The 25,494-nt window shown below is 66.2% G+C and carries 23 protein-coding genes; 11 read left to right on the forward strand and 12 right to left on the reverse strand.

All coding sequences use genetic code 11. The features are described 5' to 3' along the window. Positions 1-77: 77 nt before the first annotated feature. Positions 78-1,355 (forward strand): phosphopyruvate hydratase, encoded by a 1,278-nt coding sequence (eno, locus tag ACQY4T_RS22155; RefSeq protein WP_428535097.1) that lies wholly within the window; start codon positions 78-80, stop codon positions 1,353-1,355. A gap of 149 nt (positions 1,356-1,504) precedes the next feature. On the opposite strand, the gene panC is transcribed toward eno, so the two are convergent. Beyond that, positions 1,505-2,341, reverse strand: coding sequence for a pantoate--beta-alanine ligase (panC, locus tag ACQY4T_RS22160; protein ID WP_428535099.1), 837 nt, complete (start codon positions 2,339-2,341; stop codon positions 1,505-1,507). Positions 2,342-2,584: 243 nt separating this feature from the next. Here panC and ACQY4T_RS22165 point away from each other — a divergent pair, with 243 nt between their 5' ends. After that, complete coding sequence (locus ACQY4T_RS22165; RefSeq protein ID WP_428535101.1) at positions 2,585-3,331, forward strand: SDR family NAD(P)-dependent oxidoreductase; 747 nt, start codon at positions 2,585-2,587, stop codon at positions 3,329-3,331. A 197-nt stretch (positions 3,332-3,528) separates the two neighbouring features. Here ACQY4T_RS22165 and ACQY4T_RS22170 read toward each other — a convergent pair whose 3' ends face one another. Beyond that, positions 3,529-3,792, reverse strand: coding sequence for a GlsB/YeaQ/YmgE family stress response membrane protein (locus ACQY4T_RS22170; protein ID WP_428535103.1), 264 nt, complete (start codon positions 3,790-3,792; stop codon positions 3,529-3,531). Between the two features lie 226 nt (positions 3,793-4,018). Further along, positions 4,019-5,530, reverse strand: a complete 1,512-nt coding sequence (locus tag ACQY4T_RS22175; RefSeq protein WP_428535105.1) for a PAS domain S-box protein — start codon at positions 5,528-5,530, stop codon at positions 4,019-4,021. 116 nt (positions 5,531-5,646) lie between these two features. Here ACQY4T_RS22175 and ACQY4T_RS22180 point away from each other — a divergent pair, with 116 nt between their 5' ends. From ACQY4T_RS22180 to ACQY4T_RS22205, 6 genes are all read left to right on the forward strand, one after another. Continuing rightward, entirely contained in the window at positions 5,647-6,660 is a 1,014-nt protein-coding gene (locus ACQY4T_RS22180) for a DNA polymerase III subunit delta' (protein WP_428535107.1), read from the forward strand. A 77-nt stretch (positions 6,661-6,737) separates the two neighbouring features. Further along, positions 6,738-7,193 (forward strand): dUTP diphosphatase, encoded by a 456-nt coding sequence (gene dut, locus ACQY4T_RS22185; protein WP_428535109.1) that lies wholly within the window; start codon positions 6,738-6,740, stop codon positions 7,191-7,193. A 142-nt stretch (positions 7,194-7,335) separates the two neighbouring features. Further along, entirely contained in the window at positions 7,336-7,533 is a 198-nt protein-coding gene (locus tag ACQY4T_RS22190) for a hypothetical protein (RefSeq protein ID WP_428535111.1), read from the forward strand. A 262-nt stretch (positions 7,534-7,795) separates the two neighbouring features. Continuing rightward, a complete protein-coding gene (locus tag ACQY4T_RS22195; RefSeq protein WP_428535113.1) occupies positions 7,796-8,755 on the forward strand; it encodes an alpha/beta fold hydrolase in 960 nt (319 codons plus the stop codon). Beyond that, positions 8,752-11,193, forward strand: coding sequence for a hypothetical protein (locus ACQY4T_RS22200; RefSeq protein ID WP_428535115.1), 2,442 nt, complete (start codon positions 8,752-8,754; stop codon positions 11,191-11,193). Before ACQY4T_RS22195 ends, ACQY4T_RS22200 begins: the two co-directional genes overlap by 4 nt. Then, positions 11,154-12,125, forward strand: coding sequence for a protein-L-isoaspartate O-methyltransferase family protein (locus ACQY4T_RS22205; RefSeq protein ID WP_428535117.1), 972 nt, complete (start codon positions 11,154-11,156; stop codon positions 12,123-12,125). The genes ACQY4T_RS22200 and ACQY4T_RS22205 overlap by 40 nt, the downstream gene beginning before the upstream one ends. A 492-nt stretch (positions 12,126-12,617) precedes the next feature. On the opposite strand, the gene ACQY4T_RS22210 is transcribed toward ACQY4T_RS22205, so the two are convergent. Then, a complete protein-coding gene (locus ACQY4T_RS22210) occupies positions 12,618-13,274 on the reverse strand; it encodes a cation transporter (protein WP_428535119.1) in 657 nt (218 codons plus the stop codon). A gap of 72 nt (positions 13,275-13,346) precedes the next feature. Here ACQY4T_RS22210 and ACQY4T_RS22215 point away from each other — a divergent pair, with 72 nt between their 5' ends. Then, positions 13,347-13,733 carry a MerR family transcriptional regulator gene (locus tag ACQY4T_RS22215; RefSeq protein ID WP_428535121.1) on the forward strand — a complete coding sequence of 129 codons (387 nt, stop codon included), beginning with the start codon at positions 13,347-13,349 and terminating at the stop codon, positions 13,731-13,733. Between the two features lie 471 nt (positions 13,734-14,204). On the opposite strand, the gene ACQY4T_RS22220 is transcribed toward ACQY4T_RS22215, so the two are convergent. Beyond that, complete coding sequence (locus ACQY4T_RS22220; protein ID WP_428535123.1) at positions 14,205-15,914, reverse strand: putative bifunctional diguanylate cyclase/phosphodiesterase; 1,710 nt, start codon at positions 15,912-15,914, stop codon at positions 14,205-14,207. A 295-nt stretch (positions 15,915-16,209) separates the two neighbouring features. Between ACQY4T_RS22220 and ACQY4T_RS22225 the strand changes: the two genes are divergently transcribed. Both ACQY4T_RS22225 and ACQY4T_RS22230 read left to right on the forward strand, forming a co-directional pair. Further along, complete coding sequence (locus ACQY4T_RS22225; RefSeq protein ID WP_428535125.1) at positions 16,210-17,298, forward strand: mandelate racemase/muconate lactonizing enzyme family protein; 1,089 nt, start codon at positions 16,210-16,212, stop codon at positions 17,296-17,298. Positions 17,299-17,377: 79 nt separating this feature from the next. Continuing rightward, a complete protein-coding gene (locus ACQY4T_RS22230; protein WP_428535127.1) occupies positions 17,378-17,791 on the forward strand; it encodes a Rieske (2Fe-2S) protein in 414 nt (137 codons plus the stop codon). Positions 17,792-18,118: 327 nt separating this feature from the next. Here ACQY4T_RS22230 and ACQY4T_RS22235 read toward each other — a convergent pair whose 3' ends face one another. The 7 genes from ACQY4T_RS22235 to ACQY4T_RS22265 form a co-directional block, all read right to left on the reverse strand. After that, positions 18,119-18,370 (reverse strand): MoaD/ThiS family protein, encoded by a 252-nt coding sequence (locus tag ACQY4T_RS22235; protein WP_428535129.1) that lies wholly within the window; start codon positions 18,368-18,370, stop codon positions 18,119-18,121. A gap of 9 nt (positions 18,371-18,379) precedes the next feature. Beyond that, on the reverse strand, positions 18,380-20,650 hold the full coding sequence (locus ACQY4T_RS22240) for a xanthine dehydrogenase family protein molybdopterin-binding subunit (protein ID WP_428535131.1): 2,271 nt from the start codon (positions 20,648-20,650) through the stop codon (positions 18,380-18,382). Then, entirely contained in the window at positions 20,647-21,132 is a 486-nt protein-coding gene (locus tag ACQY4T_RS22245; RefSeq protein WP_428535133.1) for a (2Fe-2S)-binding protein, read from the reverse strand. Before ACQY4T_RS22245 ends, ACQY4T_RS22240 begins: the two co-directional genes overlap by 4 nt. 2 nt (positions 21,133-21,134) lie before the next feature. Continuing rightward, positions 21,135-22,043, reverse strand: a complete 909-nt coding sequence (locus tag ACQY4T_RS22250; protein WP_428535135.1) for an FAD binding domain-containing protein — start codon at positions 22,041-22,043, stop codon at positions 21,135-21,137. 383 nt (positions 22,044-22,426) lie between these two features. Further along, positions 22,427-23,836: an NAD(P)(+) transhydrogenase (Re/Si-specific) subunit beta gene (locus ACQY4T_RS22255; RefSeq protein ID WP_428535137.1), complete on the reverse strand. Its 1,410-nt coding sequence runs from the start codon at positions 23,834-23,836 to the stop codon at positions 22,427-22,429. A 10-nt stretch (positions 23,837-23,846) separates the two neighbouring features. Further along, a complete protein-coding gene (locus ACQY4T_RS22260) occupies positions 23,847-24,257 on the reverse strand; it encodes an NAD(P) transhydrogenase subunit alpha (RefSeq protein ID WP_428535139.1) in 411 nt (136 codons plus the stop codon). A gap of 20 nt (positions 24,258-24,277) precedes the next feature. After that, positions 24,278-25,417: a Re/Si-specific NAD(P)(+) transhydrogenase subunit alpha gene (locus ACQY4T_RS22265; protein WP_428535141.1), complete on the reverse strand. Its 1,140-nt coding sequence runs from the start codon at positions 25,415-25,417 to the stop codon at positions 24,278-24,280. Between the last annotated feature and the right edge of the window lie 77 nt (positions 25,418-25,494).

Below are 25,494 nucleotides of genomic sequence, written 5' to 3' on the forward strand. Positions count from 1 at the left end.
ATCAAGCGGCTTGGGCTGGCAACATCGGGGTCAAGATGATAGGCACCCGGTCCATTCACGACCGGAGACCCCAAGCCATGGCCGCGATCGCCGATATCACCGCCCGCGAGATCCTGGACAGCCGCGGCAACCCGACGATCGAGGTCGATGTGGTGCTGGATTCCGGGGCACTGGGGCGCGCGGCGGTGCCATCGGGGGCGTCCACCGGGGCGCACGAGGCGGTGGAATTGCGCGACGGCGACAAATCCCGCTACAGCGGCAAGGGGGTGCTGACCGCGGTCGGCAACGTCGAGGGCGAAATCCTCGAGGCGCTGGGTGGCATCGAGGCGACCGAACAGATCGTCATCGACAACATCATGATCGATCTGGACGGCACGCCGAACAAGGCTCGGCTCGGCGCCAATGCGATCCTTGGGGTGTCGCTTGCGGTGGCCAAGGCGGCGGCGTCGGACCAGGGGCAGCCGCTGTATCGCTATATCGGCGGCGCTTATGCCCGCACCCTGCCGGTGCCGATGATGAACATCGTCAATGGCGGCAAGCACGCCGACAATCCGATCGACATCCAGGAGTTCATGATCCAGCCGATCTCGGCGCCCACGCTGGCTGACGCGGTGCGGATGGGATCGGAGGTATTTCAGGCGCTGAAGAACGGACTGCACGACGCCGGACACAACACCAATGTCGGCGACGAGGGCGGCTTCGCGCCGAACCTGAAATCCGCCGACGAGGCGCTGGGCTTCATCGCCAAGGCGGTCGAGAAAGCCGGCTACCGGATCGGCGAGGACATCACCTTCGCGCTCGATCCGGCCTCCACCGAGTTCTTCAAGGACGGGCGCTATCATCTGGCCGGCGAGGGCAAGGTGCTGGATTCGGCCGGTATCGTCGGCTACTACGCCGACCTGGTCAGCCGTTATCCGATCGTTTCGATCGAGGATGGCTGTGCCGAGGATGATTGGGAGACCTGGAAGCTGCTGACCGAGACGCTGGGGGCCAAGGTGCAATTGGTGGGCGACGATCTGTTCGTGACCAACCCGGAACGCCTGCGCCGCGGCATCGCCCTGGGGTCGGCCAACGCCATCCTGATCAAGGTCAACCAGATCGGCACGCTGTCGGAGACGCTGGAGACGATGGAGATCGCTCAGCGCGCCGGGTGGGGCGCGGTCATGAGCCACCGTTCGGGGGAGACCGAGGACGCCACCATTGCCGACCTGGCGGTGGCGACGAATTGCGGGCAGATCAAGACCGGCAGCCTGGCGCGCAGCGACCGGACGGCAAAGTATAACCAGTTGATCCGCATCGAGCAGCAGATCGGCGACGCGGCGCGCTATGCCGGATCGACGATTTTGCGCGGGTAGGCGGCGGTCCGCGGCGATCCTGCAACGACGCGGGCATCAAGGGTTCCTAGGGGCGGTTTACTCGGCTGTCTGATGATGATGCTGGTTGGTTTACGCGAACCAAAGATTTCATATGAAAGTTCTGGGCGCCCAGGACTCTGCCTCGTGTCCTATGCAGCCGCGATGTTGTCCAGCAGGCGCACGGTTCCCAACCGCGCCGCCGCGATCAGCCGAGCGCCTGGGGTGGCGGAGTCGAGGGGTGACAGGGTCTCGCCATCGACCAGCGCCAAGTAGTCCACCGCGAAGCCCTGGCGCTGCAACGCCGCGTGGGCGTCGGCCAGCGGCGCGGGGGTCGTTTCGCCGGCGGCGAGACGCGCGGCCACGTCACGCAGTGCCGCGATCAGCATCGGTGCCTGGGTGCGCTGCTCGGCGGACAGGAAGCGGTTGCGCGACGACATCGCCAGGCCGTCGGCTTCGCGCACCGTCTCGATGCCGACGATGCGCAGTGGCAGCAGCAGGTCGGCGACCATGCGCTTCACCACCTGCACCTGTTGCCAGTCCTTTTCGCCGAAATAGGCCCGGTCGGGGCGGACCTGGCCGAACAGCTTGGCGCATACCGTGGCGACGCCGCGGAAATGTCCGGGCCTGACCGCGCCCTCCCAGTGCTGCGCCGGGCCGGTTACGGTGATGGTCGTTGCTTCATCGTGGGGATACATCGTTGTCATATCGGGTAGCCAGACCAGGGCGCAGCCCTCGGCCCGCAGGGCTTCCAGGTCGGCCGCCTCGTCGCGTGGGTAGCGGGTCAGGTCTTCGTCGGCGGCGAACTGCCGCGGATTGACGAAGATCGAGGCGACGGTCGCCGCGCCGGACGCCATCGCGGCCCGCACCAGCGCGCGATGGCCTTGGTGCAGCGCGCCCATGGTCGGCACCAGGGCCAGCGGCTCGGCGCCGCGACGCAAATCGGCGCAGGCGGCATGCAGATCGGCAAGGGTTCGAAGGACCAACATGGGCGCCAACTTGGGTGGTGTGGCGGCGGCGGGCAACAGGCCTCATGCACAGAGCACGATCGCGGCTTGGGGCGGTCGAGTTGCGTCGATCATGCGACGAAACATCGATCCGGTGCGTTGCACGGTCGGCGTGGGTGCGTCTAGGCAACAGGTGCGTTGCACGGTCGGCGTGGGGGCGCCCAGGCAACAGGTGCGTTGCACCGTCGGCGTGGGGCGCGCAGGCAACCCAGGAGGCCATGCACGATGAAACTGCACAACCAGATCGCCCTGATCACCGGCGGGTCGCGCGGCATCGGCAGAGCCACGGCGCTGCTGTTTGCACGAGAGGGCGCCGATATTGCGTTCTGCCATCTGGACGACGGCGCGAAAGCCGAGGCCACCGCGGCGGAGATCCGAGCTTTGGGGCGGCGGGCGACGCATCGGTCGGTCGATGTGGCCGACATTGCCGCCAGCCGTTCCTTCGCTACCGAAACAGCCGCCGATTTTGGTGCGATCGACATCCTGTTCAACAACGCCGGGATGAACATCCGCAAGCCGTTCGAGGCTTATAGCGAAGCCGAGTTCGACCGCATCGTCGATGTCCATCTGAAGGGCATGTTCTTCATGGCTCAGGCGGTGTATCCGGCGATGGCGGCGCGCGGCAGCGGCTGCATTATCAACGTCGCCTCGCAGCGCGGGCTGAAGGGGGCGATCAATTCGGCGCCCTACTCGGCTGCCAAGGCCGCGATCATGGGGCTGACCCGGGCGCTGGCGTGGGAGGCAACGCCGAAGGGGGTTCGGGTGAATGCGATCGCGCCGGGGCCGATCGACACCGATCTGACCGCGACAATGGACCCGGCGGATCGACAGGCATTCATTGATGCGTTGCCCGCTGGTCGGTTCGGCCGGCCGGAGGAAATCGCCGCGACCGCGTTGTTGCTGGCTGGGCCGGAGGGCGGCTTCTTTGTCGGCGCGACACTGTCGCCGAACGGTGGGGATGTGATGCACTGAGGGCTCGTTCAGCGCGGTCGGGCTCTTTCAGCGCGGTCGGGCTCGTTCAGCGGTGTCCTGGCGCAGACGCGGCAGCGACCTTCGGCGATGGGATAATCCGCCGAAGGTCGCCGCCGTTTGGGCGTAGAAGATCAGTTGCGTTATCGAACGGACTTCCGCCGCGCCTTGGGTGGGCGCGGCGCGCCCTGGATCATCAACTAGAGCACGGTGCGGCTTCGGCCAGTGATCGCGTGATAGATCACCAGCACCACGATCGAGCCGACCACGGCGACGACCAGGCTGTAGATGTTGAGCCCGGTGACCGGTGCCGCTCCGAGCAGCGAGAACAGGAAGCCGCCGACGATGGCCCCGACGACGCCGAGCACGATGTCGAGCAGCAAGCCCTCGCCGGAAGAATTGACGATCTTGCTGCCGATGAAGCCGGCGATCAGTCCCAGTATTAGCCAAGCAACGATAGACATGGTTTCCCTCCTGGTTGACGGCGGCGCGGACCCTGTGGCTACCCACGCCGCGATTAAGGCCGATACGAAGTAATGTCACAACGCCGGTTAATCGAGCGTTGCATGCGGCGCTAACTCTGCGCAATGGTACAGGTTCGGCTGTTAAATCAAATAGAAAGCGGCGATCGGGGCGATGTTGGGGTAGTTCAAAATCACTATGCGACCATGACATTCCGCATGGTATCGATCAGCGGGCCCGGGTTCGGCTTTGCTTTGACTTGGGTTTTTCCTGTGCGCCAAGACCTCGCTCGCGCGCCCAGACGACGAGGGCACTGCGCTTTTGCACGCCGAGCGCGCGGTAGATCGCGGACACGTGATTGCGCACGGTGTTCCGACTGATGCCGATGCGGGCGGCGATCAGGTCATCGGACAGACCCTGGGCCACCAGCCCCAGCACCTCGCGCGCCCGCGGCGTCAGGTCGCTGACCTTTGGACCGGGGCTGTCGGCTGCGCCGTGCCGGGTCAGGCTGGCGAGTTTCTCGACGATCTTCTGGCCGAACCAGGAGGTGTCCTGCATCACCGCCTCGATCGCGGCCAGCAGCTCGGCCTCGGTCTGCTTGCGTTCGGTGATGTCGAGCATGACGGTCAGCACGCAGTGTTCGGCGCCGATGGCGACGGTCTCGGCCGAGAGCAGGAAGTCGGCGGTGCGGCCGTCCTTCATCCGGCAGCTTATATCGGTGGGGCGCAGGTGGCCGGTCTGCTGGATCAGGCCGACCAATTCGTCGCGTGCCGCGCCGCTGCCCCACAGGCGGAGTTCGGCTTCACCGCGACCGAGGATTTCCTCGCGCCGCCAGCCGGTGGCGGCGGTGAAGGCGTCATTGACGTCGAGCAGGCGCATGCTGTCGCGGGCGATGATCGCCATTGGGCCGGGCGCCATGCGGAAGGCGACCGAGAACCGGTGCTCGCTCTGGCGCAGTGCGTCTTCCGCCTGCTTGCGCGGGTGCAGGTCGGCGAAGGTGAACAGCATGCAGGCCTCGTCGCCGATCTGCAGCGGCTGACCGGCGACGATCACCATCTTCGAGGCGCCGTTGGCGACGCGCAGGTGGCCTTCCATCTGCGGAATGGTGCTGCCGGCGTGCAGACGCTCGATCGCCAGCTCGCGCCGCAGGGCGCCTTCCAGCACGTCGATTTCATGCACGGAACGACCGATCAGGGCGTCTTGCGGATAGCCGGTCAGTTCCAGGAAACCCTGGTTGACCTTGACGTAGCGCATGTCCGACAGGCGGGCGATGATGGCTGGGGCGGGATTGGCCTGGAATGCGCGCTCGAAACGATCTTCCGCGTCGAACTGCGCGGTTTCGTCGTCGATGATCAGTGCCAGGCAGTCGGGGCGTTGTCGCGGATCGGTCAGCACCAGGCTGCGGATGCGGTGAACGCCATGGCGTTGCTGGTTTGCGGGTTGGTTTGCGGGGCGGATCACCTCGACCACCAGGTCGGTGAAGGTTTCGCCGGCGAGGACGCGGTGCATCGGATACTCATCCGCCGATAGCAACTGGCGGTCGCGGTAGCGCAGTTCGAAGCGTGCCTGGTAGCCGGCGATGGTGCCGCCCAGTTCGCTGACCGAGTGGACGGCGTGCATGTCGAGCGCGGCCTGGTTGGCCCATGCGATGGTCTGATCGGGGTTGACGATGATGACACCCTCGGGCAGCGCGGCGATGATCTGTTGCAGCGGTGTCCGGTCGGTCGGGGATTGCGGCATGCTGTTTGCCATCGGCGGATAACGCGGCGACAGCGTGTTGCGTCGCGCCAGCCTGCGGACAGTTGAGCGTTGCGCGGGAACATTCCGCTTCGAACGAAGCTGCGATAGAACGCCGCATGTCGTTCGCTGAGCCTCGTGCCAATCCGGTGCTGTTTGGTCACGCCGCCGCCGAGGCGGAGATCGGGGATGCCATCCGCACCGGGCGGATGCACCATGCCTGGCTGATCACCGGGCCCGAGGGGGTGGGCAAGGCGACCCTGGCGTATCGCTTCGCTCGGCGGCTGCTGGCCGGGGTGCCGGCGGCGGACTCGCTGGCGTTGGAGGCGGACGACCCGGTGTTTCGCCGGGTGGCGGCGCATGCGCATGCCGACCTGCTGACCGTGGAACGCGTGTTCAATGACAGGACGCGGCGGATGAAGACGCAAATCGCGGTGGAGGATGTGCGCAAGATCAACGGCTTCATGTCGCTGACTCCAGCCGAGGGTGGCTGGCGGGTGGTGGTTGTCGATGGTGCCGAGGAGCTGAACCAGGCCTCGGCCAACGCGCTGTTGAAAATCCTGGAGGAGCCGCCGCCGCGGGCGATGCTGCTGCTGGTGTGTTCGGCGCCCGGGCGGTTGCTGCCGACGATCCGCAGCCGCTGTCGCCGACTGCGGCTGACGCCGCTGGCGGATGACGAGATGGCGGCGTTGCTGGCCGAGCAGTTGCCCGGGCTGGGCGCGGATCAGCGGGGGCGGCTGGTGACATTGGCCGAGGGCTCGCCGGGACGGGCGATCATGTTGGTGGAGGCGGAGGGGCTGAAGATCGCCGCGCTGGTGGACCGACTGCTGGCCGACCTGCCGGGGGTGCCGGTGTCTCGCGGCTACGAGATCGCCGATGTGCTGGGGCGCAGCGAGACCGGGTTTTCCACCTTCATGGACCTGCTGCGCGCGGCGCTGGCGGCGGCGGTGCGGGAGGCGGTGCGGGGGCGGGCCGATCCGGAACAGCAGCGGCTGGTCGGGCTGCGCTCGCTGGACGCGTGGGGCGAGCTTTGGCAGGCCCTGTGCAGGCTGCAGGACGAAACCGAGCGGTTTGCGCTGGACAAGCGCCAGGCGATCGTGGCCGGCATCGGTCTGTTGCGCGGATCGGCCTGAGCGGGGTCAGGCGGGGCCGCTGGTGGCAAGCGGTGTGGCGCTTGCGCCGGGATGGGCGGGCGCGGCACAGTGATGCGATGTCGATCCCGGTTCAAGTTCGCCGCCTGCCGCATGCCGAGGGGTTGCCGCTGCCGTCCTATGCCTCGGCCGGGGCTGCCGGCATGGACCTGATCGCCGCGGTGCAGGACCCGGTGACCGTCGGTCCGGGCCAGCGGGTGCTGATCCCGACTGGACTGACCATTGCGTTGCCCGCGGGCTACGAGTTGCAGATCCGGCCTCGGTCGGGTCTGGCGCTGCGCCATGGCATCACGCTGCCGAACACGCCGGGCACCATCGACGAGGATTATCGCGGCGAGATCGCGGTCATCCTGCTGAATACCGGGGCCGAGGCGTTCGTGGTCGAGCGTGGTGCGCGGATTGCCCAGGCGGTGCTGGCGCCGGTCAGTCGCGCGGGGTGGCGCGAGGTGGATGCGTTGGACGGGACCGAGCGTGGCGCGGGCGGCTTCGGCAGCACCGGGAGCCGGTTCGCTTAGCGTGTCTGGTTCGGCGGTGGCGAATCGGGCCGCAAGCATTATCACGATTAGTTGAACACAGATTTCTGTGTGATTTGTCATCTGTTGCTGTAAGGTAAGTGTCTCGGCACCGCAAGGACGGTGCCTCTGGCGGGAAACGAAGATGGCGACATATGTGGCCGAGACCGAACTGGTCGATCCTCAAGCGTTCCAAGCGCCGGTCGCACGGCCGAACCTCGCGGCGGAATTCCGCGGCACCGCGGATACCGACGGGTCGGCGGCGAGAGGCATTCTGATCGCGGTGTCGCTGTCGCTGCCGTTCTGGGTGTTGGTCGGGTTCGCGATCTATCTGCTGGCGTAGGCGCCGGAGCATCGTCCGGTAAGCGCAATATCGTCCGATTCCGCGGATTCCATTGCGTAGTCCGATAGACTGGCTTCGCCGGCCGGAAGTATTTTCAGGCGATGGCGGAAACGGATTAATTGCTGGTTGTAAGCGGTGTGTGGTTGCTGGCTTTGTGCCGGTGATGGGTCACAGGATTTTTCTGACTTCGAGTCGCTTGCACGGCTGGACGGTGATCCGTCGGTGCCGGTTTGACGTTTCGGCGCGGAGCGTTTCGTGGTCCTTGCGGGCGCTTGGCGTTGCGCTGCTGGGTGTTGTGCTGGTTGGCCTGGGGGTGCCCCCCGGTTGGGCGCGGCCAGCCGCATCGGTTCCGACACGGCATTCGGTCGCCGCGCTGAGGACCCTGGGTACGGCTTTGCCGACCCTGGGGACGGCGTTGCCGCCCGGGGTTACCGACCACTTCTTCCTGTCGAGCGATGGGGTCCGGCTGCACTACCTGGAGGCGGGACCGTCCGGCGGCCACACTTTGGTGTTCGTGCCCGGCTGGACCATGCCGGCGTGGATCTGGATGCCGCAGATCGTGGCGTTTTCCCGGCGTTATCATGTCGTGGCGTTCGACCCGCGCGGGCAGGGCGATTCCGCGGTGCCGGCAACCGGATACGAGCCGCGGCGGCGCGGGCGCGACGTGGCCGAACTGATCCAGCACCTCGATGCGGCGCCCGTGGTGGTGGTGGGCTGGTCGCTCGGGGTGCTGGATACGCTGGCCTCGATCCATGTCGCCGGCGACCGCTGGCTGGCTGGTCTTGTGCTGGTCGATAACTCGGTGGGCGAGGAGCCGCCGCCGGCGCCGTATCGGCCGGGACCGCCGCGCCGCGGGCCACCGCCGAACCATGCGGCGGCGATGGCGGCGTTCGTGCGGGCGATGTTTCATCACCCGCCGCCGGCGGCCTATCTGGACCGGCTGACGCAGGACGCCTTGCACACGCCGGAGACCGCCAGCCGGCTGTTGCTGGCCTACCCGGTGCCGCGGTCGTACTGGCGCGAGGCGGTCTATGCCACCAAGGTGCCGTTGTTGTACGTGATCCGGCCGCGCTGGGTTGCGCAGGGGGAGAACCTTGTGCGACACCGCGCCGATACCGAGATGGACGTATTCGATGACGCCGGGCACGCCTTGTTCGTCGACGAACCGGCGCGTTTCAACCGTGTGATGGAGCGGTTCCTGCAGCGGTCGGTCTGGCCGTGAACCTTGTCGCGCTGTTTTTGGTCTCGCTCGCCACTGTCGGGTATGAGACGGCGCTGACGCGGTATTTCGCCATCGCGAAATGGTCCGAGTATGGCTACTGGGTGATTTCCATCGTGATGGTCGGCTTCGCGCTGAGCGGCGTGGTGCTGGCGTTGTGGCGCGACGCGTTGGCCCGGCGCGCGGCGGGGCTGCTGGCGGGGTTGCCGGCGGTGTTGGTGCTGGCGGCGGCGGCGGGTTACCATTTCACCACAACGAACCCGTTCAACCCGTTGCAATTGCAGAATTCCACGACCTGGGTCCAACAGATCTGGAACATCGGCCTGTACTATGCCGCGCTGCTGCCGTTCTTCTTCCTGGCCGGCTTGTTCATCAGTCTGTGTTTCGTGCGCCATGCCGATCGCATCGGGCGCGTCTATGCGTCCGACCTGACCGGTGCCGGCGCCGGGGCGGCCAGCATGCTGGGGGCGATGTACCTGGTGGGCGGGTTTGCCCTGGTGCCGTTGCTGCTGTTGCCGCTGGCGCTGGCGGCGGGGTTCGCCGGTGCGCCGTATCGGGCGAAAGCGTTGCTGGCGGCGGTTTTGGCGTTCGGCGCGGCGGAGGCGGTGCTGTTGTTGGACGACCATGCGACTTATAATGATTTCAAGGCGATCTACGCTCCGCTGCATACCCCAAATGCGAAGATCGTTGCCTCGGTGAACAGCCCGCGAGGCGATTACGCGTTGCTCGACGACTTTACCGAACGGCTGGACACCGATATCTCCAATAACGCCGCCATGCTGGGGGTCGAGGGACCACCACGCAGTTTCGGGCTGTATCGTGACGGCAATCGGATCGCCGCGCTGCCGCGGCGGCAGCCGATCCGGTCGGACTACGCGGCGGCGGCGCTGGACGCGCTGCCGTACCAGTTGGCGCCGCATGCCAAGGTTTTGCTGGCGGGCGGGTCCGGCGGGTTCCGCGTCGCCGAGGCTTTGCGCCTGGGTGCCGCGCAGGTGCGCGTGCTGGAGCCGGAGCCGGAACTGCTGCGCATCACGCGGCACGGGTTGGGTCCGGTGATGCCGCTGCAGGCATCGCCGAATGTCCGCGTGGCCGGGTCGGCGCCGCTGGCCGGCACGGCGGGCGGGCGCTACGACGTGATCGATGTCTCGGCGGACTTCCTGGATGCGGCGGAGACCAACGCGACGGCGTTCAGCCGCGAGGCCTTGGTGTCCTACCTGCGCGCGCTGGCGCCGGGGGGGATGGTGTCGATCCCGGTCTCGATCCGCGATTTCCCGGTCTATGCGCTGCGCATGCTGGCCACGGTGCGGGCCGCGCTGCTGGCCTCCGGGATTGGCGATCCGGCGGCGCACGTCGTGGTGTATCGGTCGGCGTGGGATGTCCGCATCCTGGTATCGCACGACGGTTGGAGCGCGGCGCGGATCGCCGCGGCACGCACGTTCTGCGATGACCGCTCGTTCGACATGTCATGGTATCCTGGCCTGGATGTAGCCCAGGCCCGGAACAACATTTACAATGACTTACCGGCGGTCTCTTTCGACAAGGGTGAAGTGGAATCGGGCGGACCGGACGATGCGATCGCCGACGAGGCGCAGGCGGTCTTGTCCGGCCAGGCCTCGCCGTCGGGGCAGCAGTTCAACCTGGCGCCGATCACGCTGGACCGGCCGTTCTTTTATGCCGCGCTGCGGCTGGACCGCATCGGCACGATCCTGAAGCGGCTGGAGATCCTGCCGCAGACCGAGGTGGGCGCGCTGGTCAACCTGGCGGTGCTGGCGCAGGCGGTGGTGATCGCGGGGCTGGTGTTGCTGGTGCCGCTGGCGGCGCCGCAGCGAATCCGAGCGGCGAGCGCCGGGCTGGTTCGGGCTGTGCTGTATTTTCCGGCGCTGGCGTTGGGATTCCTGTTCATCGAGATCTACCTGATCGAGAAGGCCAGTTTCTGGCTGGGCGATCGGACCGACGGATTCGCCGTGGTGCTGACCGGCATGCTGGTGTTTTCCGGCCTGGGCAGCCTGTTGTCGGAGCGCTTCATCGACCGCGAGATGCACGCGATGGTGATCGTGGCAGCGGTGGTGTTGGCGTGGTGCGCGGCGGTGCTGGCGTTGCTGCAGCCGTTGATGCTGGCTACGCTGAACTTGCCGCTGGTGCTGCGGTCGGGGTTGTTGCTGGGGCTGATCGCGCCGGTATCCGTGGCTCTGGGGTTGCCGTTTCCTTTGGGGCTGAACCAGGTGGGGTCGGGCGGGTTGTTGCCTTGGGCGTGGGGGTTGAACGGAGCGTTTTCCGTGGTTGCCACGCCGCTGGCTAATCTGATTGCGCGTTCGGCCGGGTTCAGCAGGGTTCTGCTTTGCGCCGCGGCGCTTTATGCCATCGCGCTGGTGGCGTTTCCGGCGATGAGGAAGAGGTCGGTTTGGCACGATATCGCAGCACCATCACCCGCCGCGGAGTGATCTCCGCCGCCGCTTCGGCCGCGGTGTTGCCGGTCGGCGTCGGGCGCGCGGCGCCGGTCTGGACGCGCGCGGCATACGAGCAGGCAATGCGTCAGTCCGGGCGCCCGGTGAGCCTGACCGATAGCCAGTTCGAGGCCATCCAGGCGCGCAAGCCGGCGGCGTTGCAGCGGATCACGGGGTATCTGAAGGATCACCTGGGGTCGGCCGATCCGGCGGTGATGGCGGCGTTCGAGGCGGTGCCGCGGGAATATTACCACTACGACTATCCCGACCATCGGGCGACGCCGGGCGATGCCTACGAGGAGAACCCCAAGCCGTGGGCGCTGGGCTACGGGTCGGCGCTGTCGGACTATCTGGGGCAGGCCTACATGACCCAGGTGTGCAAGCCGAAGCCCGGCGACATCACGCTGGAGATCGGCACCGGCAGCGGGTTCCAGAGCAGCTTGCTGTCGCGCATCGTGCAGACCGCCTACTCGATCGAGATCATCGAGCCGTTGGGCAAGGCGGTGGGCAAGATTTTTGCTCCGCTGGGGTATAGCAACGTCCATACCCGGGTGGGCGACGGGTATTATGGTTGGCCGGAGGTTGGGGGCGGGTTCGACACCATCATCGTGACTTGCGCGGCGACATTCGCGCCGCCTGATCTGTTCAAGCAGTTGAAGGCTGGCGGGCGGCTGGTGATCCCGATCGGGCAGCCGTTCAAGCGTGGCCAGGTGCTGTATGTCTACAGCAAGGATGCGGCCGGCAAGATCCACTCGCGGCGGGATATTGGGGTGTTTTTCATTCCGATGACCGGGGCGATCGCGAAGTCCGCGCCGGTGCGGCCGGAGACGGTTTCGGATCGTCCGGCGGCCGATGCGGCGACCAAGCCGGCGGAGGACAGACCAGCGGATAAACCGGCGCCGGATGCCGCAAAGCCCGCGTCTGAATAGACCGCGCGACTGCAAGACGCGGCCACCGGGTGCCAGCGGGTGCCTAGCAAGGCAGGAGGGTCTGCTTTGTTGAGACCGGAAGCGTTGAGACATGCATCGGCCAAGTGGGTGGATCAGCCGGTGTTGTATTGTGGAGAATTCAAAAAATACGCCCGGTCCGTCGGGTGGAGGGTCATCCAAGGAATTGTCCGAACAGGCTATCCGCGGCCTCGCGCGCGGCTTGCGGGGCGGTGACGGTTACGCAAATGGCGTCGGGTTGCTGATCCACATGGAATGTGAGGAAGCCGCAGCATATTTGCTCCTGTTCGACCATCTGGCGCACTACGGCAGCGGCCTCGGGCGCAGAGTGAAAGCGGAGCACCAAACGTCGCGGCAATGCCGCCGCAACGATTGGCGCGTCAGGTTTTCAATCCACGCGATGCGGCTTTGATATTCGCCTGTGACGAGGCAGCAAGCGACCGGTGGCTGCGCGGGGGCGGTCATGCCGCGCGGCTACTCAGCCGCCACGCCGAGCGGCGCAGCTTGCGCGCAGCGAAGTTCGGTGCGCGCCTGACTGACGATCTGCCAACCGCCCCACAGGCCAAGGCCGCCCATGCTTGCGGCGACGATGACATCCGGCCAGCCGGTGCCGGTGCCGAATACTCCCATCGCGGCCAGCATTACGCCGAGATTGCCGATGGCATCATTGCGCGAGCAAACCCAGACCGAGCGCATGTTTGCGTCGCCGGTGCGGAACCGGTAGAGCATAAATGCCACCGCTCCGTTTGCGATCATCGCGGCGACACCGACCGCGCCCATGACTTCGGCTTGTGGCACGGTGCCGTAAATGGCGTGCCATGCTGTGTTGCCGAGCACCCAGAGAGCGAAGGCCAGCATGGTGCCGCCCTTGGCGATGGCCGCGCGGGCGCGCCACCTGAGCGCCAGCCCGGCGACGCCGAGGCTGATGGCGTAGTTCGCGGAGTCACCGAAGAAGTCCAACGCGTCGGCTTGTAGCGTGGCGGAGCCAACGGCAGCGCCAGCCACGATTTCGAGCACGAAGAACCCGGCATTGATGAACAGCGCGACCCACAGGGCCCGCCGCCATCGGGGACCGTTCAGCGACCCGAACGGGGCGGCGGCGGGGCAGTTGGGGTCGTGGCAGCAGGCCATCTAAAGCGCCTCGGCAAATTGCGATGGCTGATGATATAAACCTTGTAGTCGCTACAGGGTCAAGGAAGCGTCATGAACATCGGCGAATCGGCCCGGGCAGCGGATACGAAGACCGAAACCGTCCGCTATTATGAACGCATCGGCCTGTTGTCGCCGCCGCTGCGCACGGCGGGGAACTACCGCGACTATTCGATCGCGCATGTCAGCCGTCTGAGCTTTATCCGCCGCGCCCGCGATCTTGGTTTTTCCATCGAGCAAATCCGGACGCTGCTCGATCTTGCCGACCGAAAGGCGCAATCTTGCGAAGCCGTTGACGTGATCGCGCGCTCGCATCTTGCGGAGGTGAAGCGGAAGCTGACTGACCTTGCCGCGTTGCGCCGGGAACTGGATGCTCTGATCGGGCAATGCCGTCACGGCACGATCGCGGAATGCCGAATTTTGGAAGCGCTTGCGCCATAGATGAACTCACGGCGTTTGGGCTGTTCCTGGCGAAGGGGGGCGGAGTCTTGATACCGGCTACCCCGACCTAGGGTGCGTTTTACAAGGCCTCCGTCATGTCTGGATGTTCCTGAACCCCGAGGGCCTCGGAAACCTGCCGGATGATGCCGTCACGCTTGTCACGGACAAACTGGGGCGGTTTCACGCGGCACTATCGTCATGGAACTCAGCAGCGAACCAGCTACCGAGGCTTTAGTCATCGATGTCGAGATCAGGTTCGCGGGCCGGCGGTTCTGTCTGACCTCGAAAAGATGACCCTTACGCTTGACGATCTTCGCGGCGTCCGGTTCGCGGGGACAAGTCTTTACGCGCTTTCCGCCGAGGCTGTTTGATCCCGTGTATCGCTTGAAGCAGTTGCGGGAAATCGCCGACATGGTTGGCGTCGGGGTCAATCGCAGAACTGTCTGGATCGTGAGGAAGCGTGGCGTCTCCTCAGGCGGTGACCATGGGCGATGCAAATCGCGCCAGCATCTCGGACACTCTTGAGGCGGGCTGCGGAGCGCTGAACAGGAAGCCCTGCATCGCGTCACAGCCTTCGGCACAAACGATGGCGTCCTGCTCTGCCGTCTCGACCCCCTCGGCGGCCACCGACATTCCGAGCCCGCGGCCAAGCACGACGATCGCTTGCACGATCACGCGGGCGCCCGGGTCGGCGCCAAGATCCATGATGAAGGATTTGTCGATCTTGATCCGGTCGAACGGGAAACACCGCAAATAGCCGATCGAGGAATACCCGGTGCCAAAATCGTCCAGCGCGAAGCGAAGTCCGAGGCCGCGCAATTCCCGCATCATCGCGGTGGTGCTCGAGGTTTGGCGCAGCAGGACGGTTTCGGTGATTTCCAGCTCCAGCCGGTGGGCCGGCAGCCCGGAGATCGCCAGCGCGCGTTTGATCGCCGGCACCACGCTGCCGTCGTCGAACTGCATGGGCGAGAGGTTGACCGCCACGGGAACCTCGGACGTCCACCCGGCGGCCTGGACACAGGCTTCCCGCAGCACCCAGTCGCCCAAGCGGGCGATCATGCCGGTTTCCTCACAGAGCGGGATGAACTCGGCCGGTGCGAGCAGCCCGCGCACCGGATGGCGCCAGCGCAGCAATGCCTCGAGACCGATCAATTCGCGGGTTCGGGCGCGGATGATCGGCTGGAAGAAGAGTTCGAACTCACGATTTGCCAGGGCGCGCCGTAGATCGCTTTCCAGATCGTGCCGTCGTTTGGCTTCCAATTGCATATTTGGTGCGAAGAAGCAATATGTGCCTCGGCCCGCTGCCTTGGCGCGATATAGCGCCTGGTCCGCGGACTTCAGCAACAGCCCCAGTTCGTCGTCATCGGTGGGCGCCCAAACGATGCCGATACTGGTGCCGATGGTGAGCACATCGTTACCGAATGGATAGGGGCGGCCGATTGCCTCGATCAGGCGCTGCGCCAGCAGCGCCGCGTCATCCGGTTGGACCGCGGCGTTTTGCAGCACCGCGAACTCATCGCCGCCAAGCCGGACCACGACATCCTCGGGGCGGGTGTTGGCGCGCAACCGATCGGCCACCGCGCATAGCAGGGCGTCACCGGCGGGGTGGCCGAAGCGGTCATTGACATGCTTGAACCCGTCAAGATCGAGGCACAGCACGGCGACCGGCCCCTTGCCGCGCCGACGATCGGGATTGCGGTCCAGGTATTCCCGCAGCAGGACACGGTTCGGCAGTCCGGTCAGCGCGTCGTGCCGAGCGGTGTAGGCCAGCCGCTCCTCCGCCCTTCGCCGTTCGGTGATGTCCTCATGGGTTGCAACCCAACCCTTGTCGGGCATTGGCCGATGATGAATCGATATGATCTTGCCGTTCTTCAGCGTGACGATGCTGTCGCTTTTGCCGCTGCCGACTTGGACCCTGTCGCGCCATGCCAAATACTCCGCTTGCGTCATTTCGGGACACGATCCGGCGGCGTAGCGAAGGTCGACGATCTCTCGCAGTGTCATGCCGGGCCGGACGTGTTCGACGGCGAGGCCGTAGATCTCAGCGTAGCTTCGGTTCGCCAGGATCAGCCGCTGCTGGCCGTCGAAGAAGCAGACACCCTGAGAGATATTGTTCAGCGCCACATCGAAGCGCTGGGTCATGATCAGCGTGTCGAGGGCGCCTTCAGGGTAAACTGTCACCGCGCTCTAGCTCTTCGTTTGAGCGAACGACTGTATCAGCCTGACTTTCCCGTCAGGTTGATGTTGCTCTCGTTCGGCGTTCTGCCGAAGCAGATCGGGTCCGTCCATGGCAGCTCCGTCTTCACTCCGGCGTGCGGCCATCAGAGTGGTTTCGCGTCGCGATCGATTAATCGCATTGGTTTCTTAAGATAGGGTTAAAGCGGTGCGCGGTTCGGGCGGGCGGCGAACAACGGGCGTCTGGGTCGCGGCGGCGGATCGTGGCAGGGTTGCGGTTCCGTCCATTCAAGGAGCCGCCATGAAGATCACCCGCCTGCGCACCGAGGTCGTGCATCTGCCGATCGATCCGCCGATCCTGACCGCGATCCTCGGGTCGATCCGCTCCGCCGACTGTGTCCTGACATTCCTCGACACCGACCAGGGCATCACCGGCGAAGGATTGGTGTTCTCGATCAACAACCGCCGACTGAGCGTGATCCTTGAGATGGTCCGCCAACTCGAGGACCTGGTCGTCGGCCTCGACCCGCGGATGGGCGGGGCGGTCAACGCCAAGGCCTGGGGCGAGCTGAACTTCCTTGGCTACGAGGGGGTTTCGATCGTCGGTCTGGCGGCGGTGGACAACGCGCTGTGGGACCTGCGCGGCAAGGCCGCCGGGCTGAACGTTGCGCATCTGATCGGGGCCTGCCGGAGCGCGGTGCCGACCTATGCCAGCGGCGGGCTGTGGCTGGATGCCTCGATCGATGCGCTGCAGGCGCAGGCGCGCGGCTTCGTCGAGCGGGGATTCCGGGCGATAAAGACTCGCGTGGGACCGATGGAGCCGGAGCGCATGGTGGCCAGGGTGGCGGCGGTGCGCGAGGCGGTCGGGCCGGACATCGCGCTGATGGTCGATGCCAACCAGCAGATGAGCGTGAAGCAGGCGATCCGCATCGGGCGCATGATGGAGGGACTGGACCTGACCTGGTTCGAGGAGCCGGTGATCTGCCACGACCATGCCGGCGAGGCTGAGATCCGGGCGGCGCTGGATACGCCGATCGCCTCGGGTGAAACGGTCTATACCCATCGCGGCGTGCTAGCGATGCTGCAGGCCGGGGCCGCGGACGTGGTGATGCCGGATTTGCAGCGCATGGGCGGGGCGACGGAGTTCCTCAAGGCCGGGCATCTGTGCGAGGCGTTTCATGTGCCGTGCGCATCGCATCTGTTTTCGGAGATGAGCCTGCCGTTGCTGGCCTCGCTGCCCGGCGGATATTATCTGGAGCACATGCCGTGGTTCGAGAAGATCTATCGTGAGCGGATCGAACTCGACGCCGAGGGGCGGGCCATCGTGCCGGACCGTCCGGGCTGGGGGTTCAGCTTCGACCCCGAGGCGATCCGTCGCTTCGCGGCCTGAAACGGTGGGTGCGGTTGCCGGACGTCGCCGGCATGATTAGCGTCTGGGTTTCGGTATCGGGTCGCGGGCCAGCAGGATCATGAGCAAGCATGTCGTGGCGACGGTCGCCGAGGTTCCTCCGGGCCAGCGCAAGCTGGTCACGGTGCGCGGGCGCCAGATCGCGGTGTTCAACCTGGGGGGCGAGTTTTTTGGCCTGTTCAACCGCTGCCCGCACCAGGGTGGCCCGATGTGCGAAGGTATTTTGACCGGGCTGATCGAGTCCGACGCGCCGGGCGAATACCGCTATTCGCGCAAGGGTGAGATCCTGCGCTGCCCGTGGCACGGCTGGGAGTTCGACGTGCGCACCGGGCAGAGTTTCTGTGATCCGTCGAAGGTCTCGGTGCGCAGCTATGCGATGGAGGTCGCCGAGGGGCAGCGCGTCGTGCAGGGACCCTATGTGGCGGAGACGATTCCGGTGACGGTCGAGCAGCAGTATGTGGTGGTCGAGGTCTGAGCGGTCGTTCCGGGCGAGAGAGCCTGCGGGCTTGCTGCACGGCAATTCGTTCAGCGAGTGGATGGAGCTTCAGCGCCGCCGATCGATACTGGGATGCACTGAACGTGCTCCAACGATCTGCGTTAATCAGCGTTGATCTGCGGTTGATGGCCCGCCTGACGGGTTGGTTGAACGGACAGAGGTCGGCGCAGTGTCTCGGAAGTATTTTGCAACGCGGATGAACGCGGATCAAGTCATGTCGTTACTTGGGACGCGTTTTATTTCATACCCCGACGCATTGGTTTCGCTCGCATCTTCAACAGATAGTCTCTCTGAACCGGATCCGCGCTAGCCGCCGCCTATTTTCGGGATGAGATAGATTTCGCTGCCTGGCTTGAGTTCCACGGCGTAGGCGTCCTGGAAGATTTCGCCGTCGACGGCGATGGCCATGGTTTCCTCGACTTGGGTGCCGAGGCCGGGGAAGCGGCGGTTCAGTTCGATCACCAGGCGGCGGAAATTGGTCGCCTCGACCTCGAACTCGGTCTGGCCGCCGGCCAATTGCTGGCCGGCGGAGCCCGAGGCGAGGACCACGGTGGGCATCGGCGCGGGCTAGGAACCCGCCGCGTCGAACGCCGCGCGCAGCTTGGGCGGTGACATCGGCAGATGCGCCATGCGCAGGCCGGTCGCGCTGCGGATGGCATTGGCGATCGCCGCCATTGGCGGCACGATCGGCACCTCGCCCACGCCCCGGGCGCCGAACGGATGACGTGGGTTGGGGACCTCGACCAGCACCGCCTCGATCATCGGCACGTCGGAGGCGACCGGTACCCGGTAGTCCAGGAAGCCGGGATTCTCCATCTGGCCTTTGGTGTTGTAGATGTATTCCTCGTTCAGCGCCCAGCCGATGCCTTGCGCGGCGCCGCCCTGGATCTGGCCCTCCACGTAGCTGGGGTGGATTGCCTTGCCGACGTCCTGGACCGCGGTGTAGCGCTCGATGGTGACGTGGCCGGTTTCCTGGTCCACCGAAACGTCGCAGATATGCGCGCCGAAGCCGGGGCCGGCGCCTTGGGCGTTGAGCGACACCTCGGCCTGGATCGGGCCGCCGGTGCGCGGCGCCTTCAGTGCGAGCGCGGCCAGGTCGAGCGGTTCGAAGGCGCCGGCGTTGGCGCCGGCGGGGACCGCCTGGCCGTCCTTCCACTCCACCGCCTCGACCGGGATGTCCCAGGTCTGCGCGGCGCGGGCCTTGAGGTCCTCGACCACCTTCTCGGCCGCCTGGGTGGCCGCCATGCCGGTGGCGAAGGTGACCCGCGAGCCGCCGGTGACGTGGGTGAAACCGATCGAGGCGGTGTCTGCGACGATGGTGCGCACCGTGGCGGCCGGCACGCCCAGGACCTCGGCCACCATCATGCCGATGGAGGCGCGCGACCCGCCGATATCGGGGCTGCCGGTGGCGGCGGTGACCGATCCGTCTTCGTTGACGTGGACCTGGGCGGTCGACTCGCCGCCGATGTTGAACCAGAAGCCGGTGGCGAGGCCCCGCCCCTGGCCTTGCTTCAACGGCGACTTCCAGTGCGGGTGGGCCTTCACCGCGTCGAGCACGGCGGTGAAGCCGATGTTCTGGTGGGTCGGGCCGTAGTGGGTCTTGGTGCCGTTCTTGGCGGCGTTCTTTTCGCGCAGCGTGAGTGCGTCGATGCCCAGCTTGATCGCCAGGTCGTCGATCAGGCTTTCCACCGCGAACGAGGTGATCGGCGCGCCTGGGGCTCGGTAGGCCGCGACTTTCGGGCGGTTGCTGACCACGTCGTAGCCGACCACGTCGACGTTCGGCAGGTCGTACATGGCGAAGCCACACATGCAGCCTGGCCCGATCGGCGATCCGGCGAAGGCGCCGGCCTGGTATTTCAGCACCTGCTGGGCGGCGACGATGGTGCCGTCCTTCATGGCGCCGATCTTGACCTGCATCCAGGCGCCCGAGGTCGGGCCAGAGGCGCGGAACACGTCCTCGCGGGTCATCTGCATCTTCACGGTGCGGCCGGACTTCTTCGACAGCGCAACCGCGATCGGTTCCAGGTAGACCAGGGTCTTGCCGCCGAAGCCGCCGCCGATCTCGGCCGGGTTGACCCGGATGTTGGACATGTTCATGCCGAGCAGCTTGGCGGTGTAGGCGCGGACCATGAAGTGGCCCTGGCTGGAGCTATGGATCTGCACCTGGCCATCCGGCGAATAAGTCGCCAGGCAGGCGTGCGGCTCGATATAGCCCTGGTGCACCGGCTGGGTGGTGTAGCTCCCCTCGACGATGATTTCGGCCTGCTTGAAGCCGGCCTCGACGTCGCCTTTGCGGAAGGTCACAACCTTGGAGACGTTGGACGGCTTGGTGGGCTTCGGATCGACGCCGGTGGTGAACATGTCGTCGTGCAGGATCGGCGCGTCGGGGGCCATTGCCGCCTCGACGTCGATGACGTGGGGCAGGACGTCGTATTTGACCTCGATCAGTGCCAGCGCCTGATCGGCGATTTCCTGAGTGGAGGCGGCGACCGCGGCCAGTGCGTGGCCTTCGTACAGCACCTTTTTGCGTGCCATGCAGTTCAGCGCCAGATCGCGGAAATTCATCGGGCCCTCGCCGACGAAGGCTTCTTCCGAGGGGATCTCGGGGAAGTCGGCGGCGGTGACCACGGCGAAGACACCCTTCAGGGCCTCGGCCTTGCTGGTGTCGATCGAGACGATCCGAGCGTGGGCGTGCGGTGAGCGCAGCATCTTGCCCCACAGCATCCCCGACGCCCTGGTGTCGGCGGCGAACACCGCGCGTCCGGTGACTTTATCGACGCCATCGGGACGGATGGGCCGGGTGCCGACGACTTTCAGGCTGGAATCGACATAGTTCATACCACAGTCTCCCCTCGGATTTCAGCCGCGGCATCCATCACCGCTCGGATTATCTTGTCATAGCCGGTGCAGCGACACAGGTTGCCGGCGAGCCAGTAGCGTGTCTCGGTCTCGGTCGGATTGGGATTTTCGTCCAGCAGGGCCTTGCTGGCGACGATCAGGCCGGGGGTGCAGAAGCCGCATTGCAGCGCCGCGTGCTCGAGGAATTTCTGCTGCACCGGATGCAGCTTGTCGCCCTGGGCGATGCCCTCAATGGTGGTGATCGCGGTGGCCTCGGCCTCGACGCCCAGCATCAGGCAGGCACACACCAGCCGGCCGTCGACGATGACGGAACAGGCGCCGCAGTCGCCGGAGGCGCAGCCTTCCTTGCTGCCGGTCAGGCCGACGACGTCGCGCAGCACATCCAGCAGGGTCTGCTGGGTTTCGCACAGGAACTCGGTTGGTTCGCCGTTAATCGTGGTGGATACGTAGGTCTTCGCCATTCTTAGTGAGCCTTTCCGTTCTTGATAGCTTTCGCGTCACCGGTATCGCTCGCGGCGCGGGCGAAGGCGATCGCGGCGGCGCGGCGGGCCAGCACGCCGGCGACCTTGGTGCGGTAATCGATGGTGCCGCGCTTGTCGCTGATCGGTTTGGCGGCGGCGCGCGCGGCGGCATCCAGCCTGGCCAGCGTGTCGGCATCCAGGGTGTGCCCGATCAGCGCCTCGGCCGCCGCCGGCACCATGATCACGGTCGGAGATACCGCGCCGATTGCCACCCTGGCGGCGGTGCAGACGCCGTTTGCGTCCAGCGTGACGCTGACGCCGCAGCCGACCACGGCGATGTCCATTTCGGTGCGCGGGATGAAGCGCAGATAGGCGTCGGACGAGCGCGGCGGGCGTGGCGGCAGCTTGAATTCGAGGATGAACTCGTCCTTGGCCAGTGAGGTGCGGCCTGGGCCGGTGGGGATCTGGTCGACCGGGACCTCGCGCCGGCCGTTGCCACCGACGATCACCGCGGTGGCGGCGGCGGCGTAGAGTGCCGGCACACTGTCGGCCGCCGGCGAGGCGTTGCAGAGGTTGCCGGCGAGGCTGCAGCGGCCCTGGATCTGGGTGGAACCGATCAGGTCGAGCGCTTCCACCAGGCCGGGCCAGGCGGCGTTCAGTTCCGCGTGCGCCTCGACAACGGCGCCCGGGGTGGCGGCGCCGATGACGAAGCCGCCGTTTTCCCGGCGGATCCCGATGATGCCCGGGATCTTCTTGGTGTCGACGATCAGATCCGGCTTTAGCCGACCAGAGCGGAGCTGGACCAGAAGGTCGGTTCCGCCCGACATCGGCTTCGCCAAGCCGGCCGACCCGGCTAGAAGTTTGACCGCATCGTCCACCGATGTCGGTGCGGCATAGTTGAGACTTGACATCATCGCTCCCGATTAAACGCAGTCTGTCCCGCCCGGTTCGCGCTCCGCGACGGCTGGCCGGTTCGCGCTCCGCGGCGGCTGGGTCTAACGCTAGGCGAAAGAGCGGCCGCGGTCGAGGGGGCGGCCCGCGCCAGCGGCGCGACGGGCGTTCAGCGGACGCGCCGAAGCCGCCATCTGCGAGCCTTATCGTGCGATATTCGCCAGTGTCGTGGGCTGCGCAGACGGGCGATATCGTGCCTGGGCGAGACCAGGTTCCGCCGGCCGACGCCGGGGGCGGCAGCTAGACCATTTTCAGCCTGACTGTGCATGCCGAAAATGGTCTAGCTCTTTGTTTTGTCGCATGATTCACGCGCTTTGAACGTTCCGCCCAGCGCGATCATGCTCTAGTCGCCGAGCGCGCCGACGATTTCCTCGGTCATCTTCTTGGCGTCGCCGAACAGCATCATCGTGTTGGGGCGGAAGAACAGCTCGTTTTCCACGCCCGCGTAGCCCGATGCCATCGACCGCTTGACGAACAGCACGGTGCGGGCCTTTTCAACGTCGAGGATTGGCATGCCGTAGATCGCCGACGATGAATCGGTCTTTGCCGCCGGGTTGGTGACGTCGTTGGCGCCGATCACGTAGGCGACGTCGGCGGTGGAAAATTCGTTGTTGATTTCCTCGAGTTCGAAGACATCGTCGTAGGGGACGTTGGCCTCGGCCAGCAGCACGTTCATGTGGCCGGGCATGCGCCCGGCGACTGGGTGGATGGCGTATTTGACTTCGACGCCCTCGCGCTTCAAGGTGTCGGCCATCTCGCGCAGGGCGTGCTGGGCCTGGGCTACCGCCATGCCGTAGCCGGGCACCACCACGACCTTGGATGCGTTCTTCATGATGAAGGCGGCGTCCTCGGCGTTGCCGGAGCGGACGGTCTGGTCGCCGGGCGTGCCGCCGGGCGCTGCGCCGCCGGCGCTCTCGGCGCCGAAGCCGCCAAGAAGTACGTTGATGATGCTGCGGTTCATGCCTTTGCACATGATGTAGGACAGGATCGCGCCGGACGCGCCGACCAGCGATCCGGTGATGATCAGCGCCAGGTTCTGGATGGTGAAGCCGATGCCGGCCGCGGCCCAGCCGGAGTAGCTGTTCAGCATCGAGACCACGACCGGCATGTCGGCGCCGCCGATCGGGATGATGATCAGGAATCCCAGGGCCAGCGCCAGGATCGCGATCAGCCAGAACAGTACTTGTTCGCCTCCGGTGGCGATGAAGCTGATAATCAGCACCAGCAGCACGACCCCGAGCGCCAGGTTGAGCCAGTGTTGGCCGGGGAAGCTGATTGGCGTGCCTTTCATCAGCGCCTGCAGCTTGGCGAAAGCGATCAGGCTGCCGGAGAAGGTGATCGCGCCGATCGCCAGGCCGATCGACATCTCGACCAGGCTTTCGGTGCGGATGCCGCCAGGCACGCCGATCTTGAACGCTTGCGGCGCGTTCAGCGCGGCGGCGGCGACGAACACCGCGGCCAAGCCGACCAGCGAATGGAACGCCGCGACCAGTTGCGGCAGCGCGGTCATCTGGATACGCCGCGCGACGATCACGCCGGTGCTGCCGCCGATCAGGATGCCCAACAGGATCAGCAGGTAGCCGTGGCCGGCGATGCCGTGCTGCAGCAGCGTCGCGAGGACCGCGATCGCCATGCCGATCATGCCGAAGCGGTTGCCGGCGCGTGAGGTGACCGGCGAGGACAGGCCGCGCAGTGCCAGGATGAACAGCACGGCGGCGACGAGGTATGCGAGGGACGTCAGGCTGGCGGACATCGGGGCGGCCCTATTGCTTTCTTCTGAACATCGACAGCATGCGCTGCGTCACCATGAATCCGCCGAAGATATTCACCGAGGCCAGGGTCACCGCGATGAAGCCGAACAGCATCGCCCAGCCCGAGGTTGCCAGCCCGGTCGCCAGCATCGCGCCGACGATGATCACCGATGAAATCGCGTTGGTCACCGCCATCAGCGGCGAGTGCAGTGCCGGCGTCACGTTCCACACCACGTAGTAGCCGACGAAGCAGGCCATCAGGAAAATCGCCAGCAGGAAGATGATCGGATTGACCTGGGGGGCGGCCACCGTGGCGGCGCCGATCGCCATGTTCTGGGCGTGGTTGGCGAGTTCCAGTGCGTTGCCGGCCAGCCGCGCGGCTTCGTCCGCCAGTTGGTTTGGCGCCAGTTGGGTTGGGTTCATTGCGGCGATCTCCGGGACGGTCAGGCGGCTTTTTGCGGCTGGAAGTTGGGATGCACGATCTCACCGCCGCGGGTCAGCATGACGCCCTTGATGATGTCGTCGGTGTCCGGCAGGTTCGGCGTCTTGGCTTCCTTGTCCCAGAACGTGGTGAGGAAGGTCAGCAGGTTGCGGGCATACATCGACGAGGACGCGACCGGGATCCGGCCGGGCCAGTTGTTGAAGCCCAGCACGGTGACGCCGTTGGCGGTGGTGGTGGCCTCGCCGGGGACGGTGGCGGCGCAGTTGCCGCCGGCGTCGGCGGCGAGGTCGACGACGATGCTGCCGGCGCGCATGCTGTCGACCATCGGCTGGGTGACGATGACCGGCGCCTTGCCGCCCATCACCAGCGCGGTGCAGATGACGATGTCGTTCTTGGCCACGGTGGTGGCGATCAGTTCGGCCTGCTTCTGGCGGAACGCGTCGGTCATTTCGCGGGCGTAAGCGCCGGTCTGGCCGGCGGTTTCCTCGTCCTCGACGCCCACGAAGGTGGCGCCGAGCGACTTGATTTCTTCCTTGGCGGCGGGGCGGACGTCGGTGGCGGAGACGATGGCGCCTAGCCGGCGGGCGGTGGCAATGGCCTGTAGCCCGGCTACGCCGGCGCCGATGACGAAGACCCGGGCGGGCGGAACCGTGCCGGCGGCGGTCATCATCATGGGGAAGCCGCGATGGAAGGTGTTGGCGGCCTCGATCACGCCGCGATATCCGGCGAGGTTGGCCTGGCTCGACAATATGTCCATCGATTGGGCTCGGGTGATACGGGGAAGCAGTTCCATTGCGACTGCATCGATCCCACCGGAGGCGAGTGCGGGCAGCAGTTCGGCGTCGGCGAAGGCGCCGGCGATGCAGACCAGCAGGGCCCCGCGGGGGATCTTGGTGCGTTCCTCGGGGCCGGGGGCCTGGACTGCGAAGACGATGTTGGCGTCGGCCAGGGCGGCGGCCGCGTCGGGCGCGATCTCGGCGCCGGCGGCGGTGAAGTCGGCGTCCGAGATCGAAGCCGCTTCCCCTGCCCCGGCTTCGACGGCGACCGTCAGGCCGAGGCCGACCAGCTTCTTGATGGTATCCGGGGTCGCGGCGACCCGGGTCTCGGCGGCGCGCCGTTCCTTCAGCACCGCAAGGCGCATGCTTCTGATCCTTCAGGCACGGGGTTGTTTGTTCGGGCGCGGGATCGCGTAGTGCGGGACGCGCGGCTGATTCCCCA

The sequence above is a fragment of the Rhodopila sp. genome, from assembly GCF_965277825.1.
GTDB lineage: Bacteria > Pseudomonadota > Alphaproteobacteria > Acetobacterales > Acetobacteraceae > Rhodopila.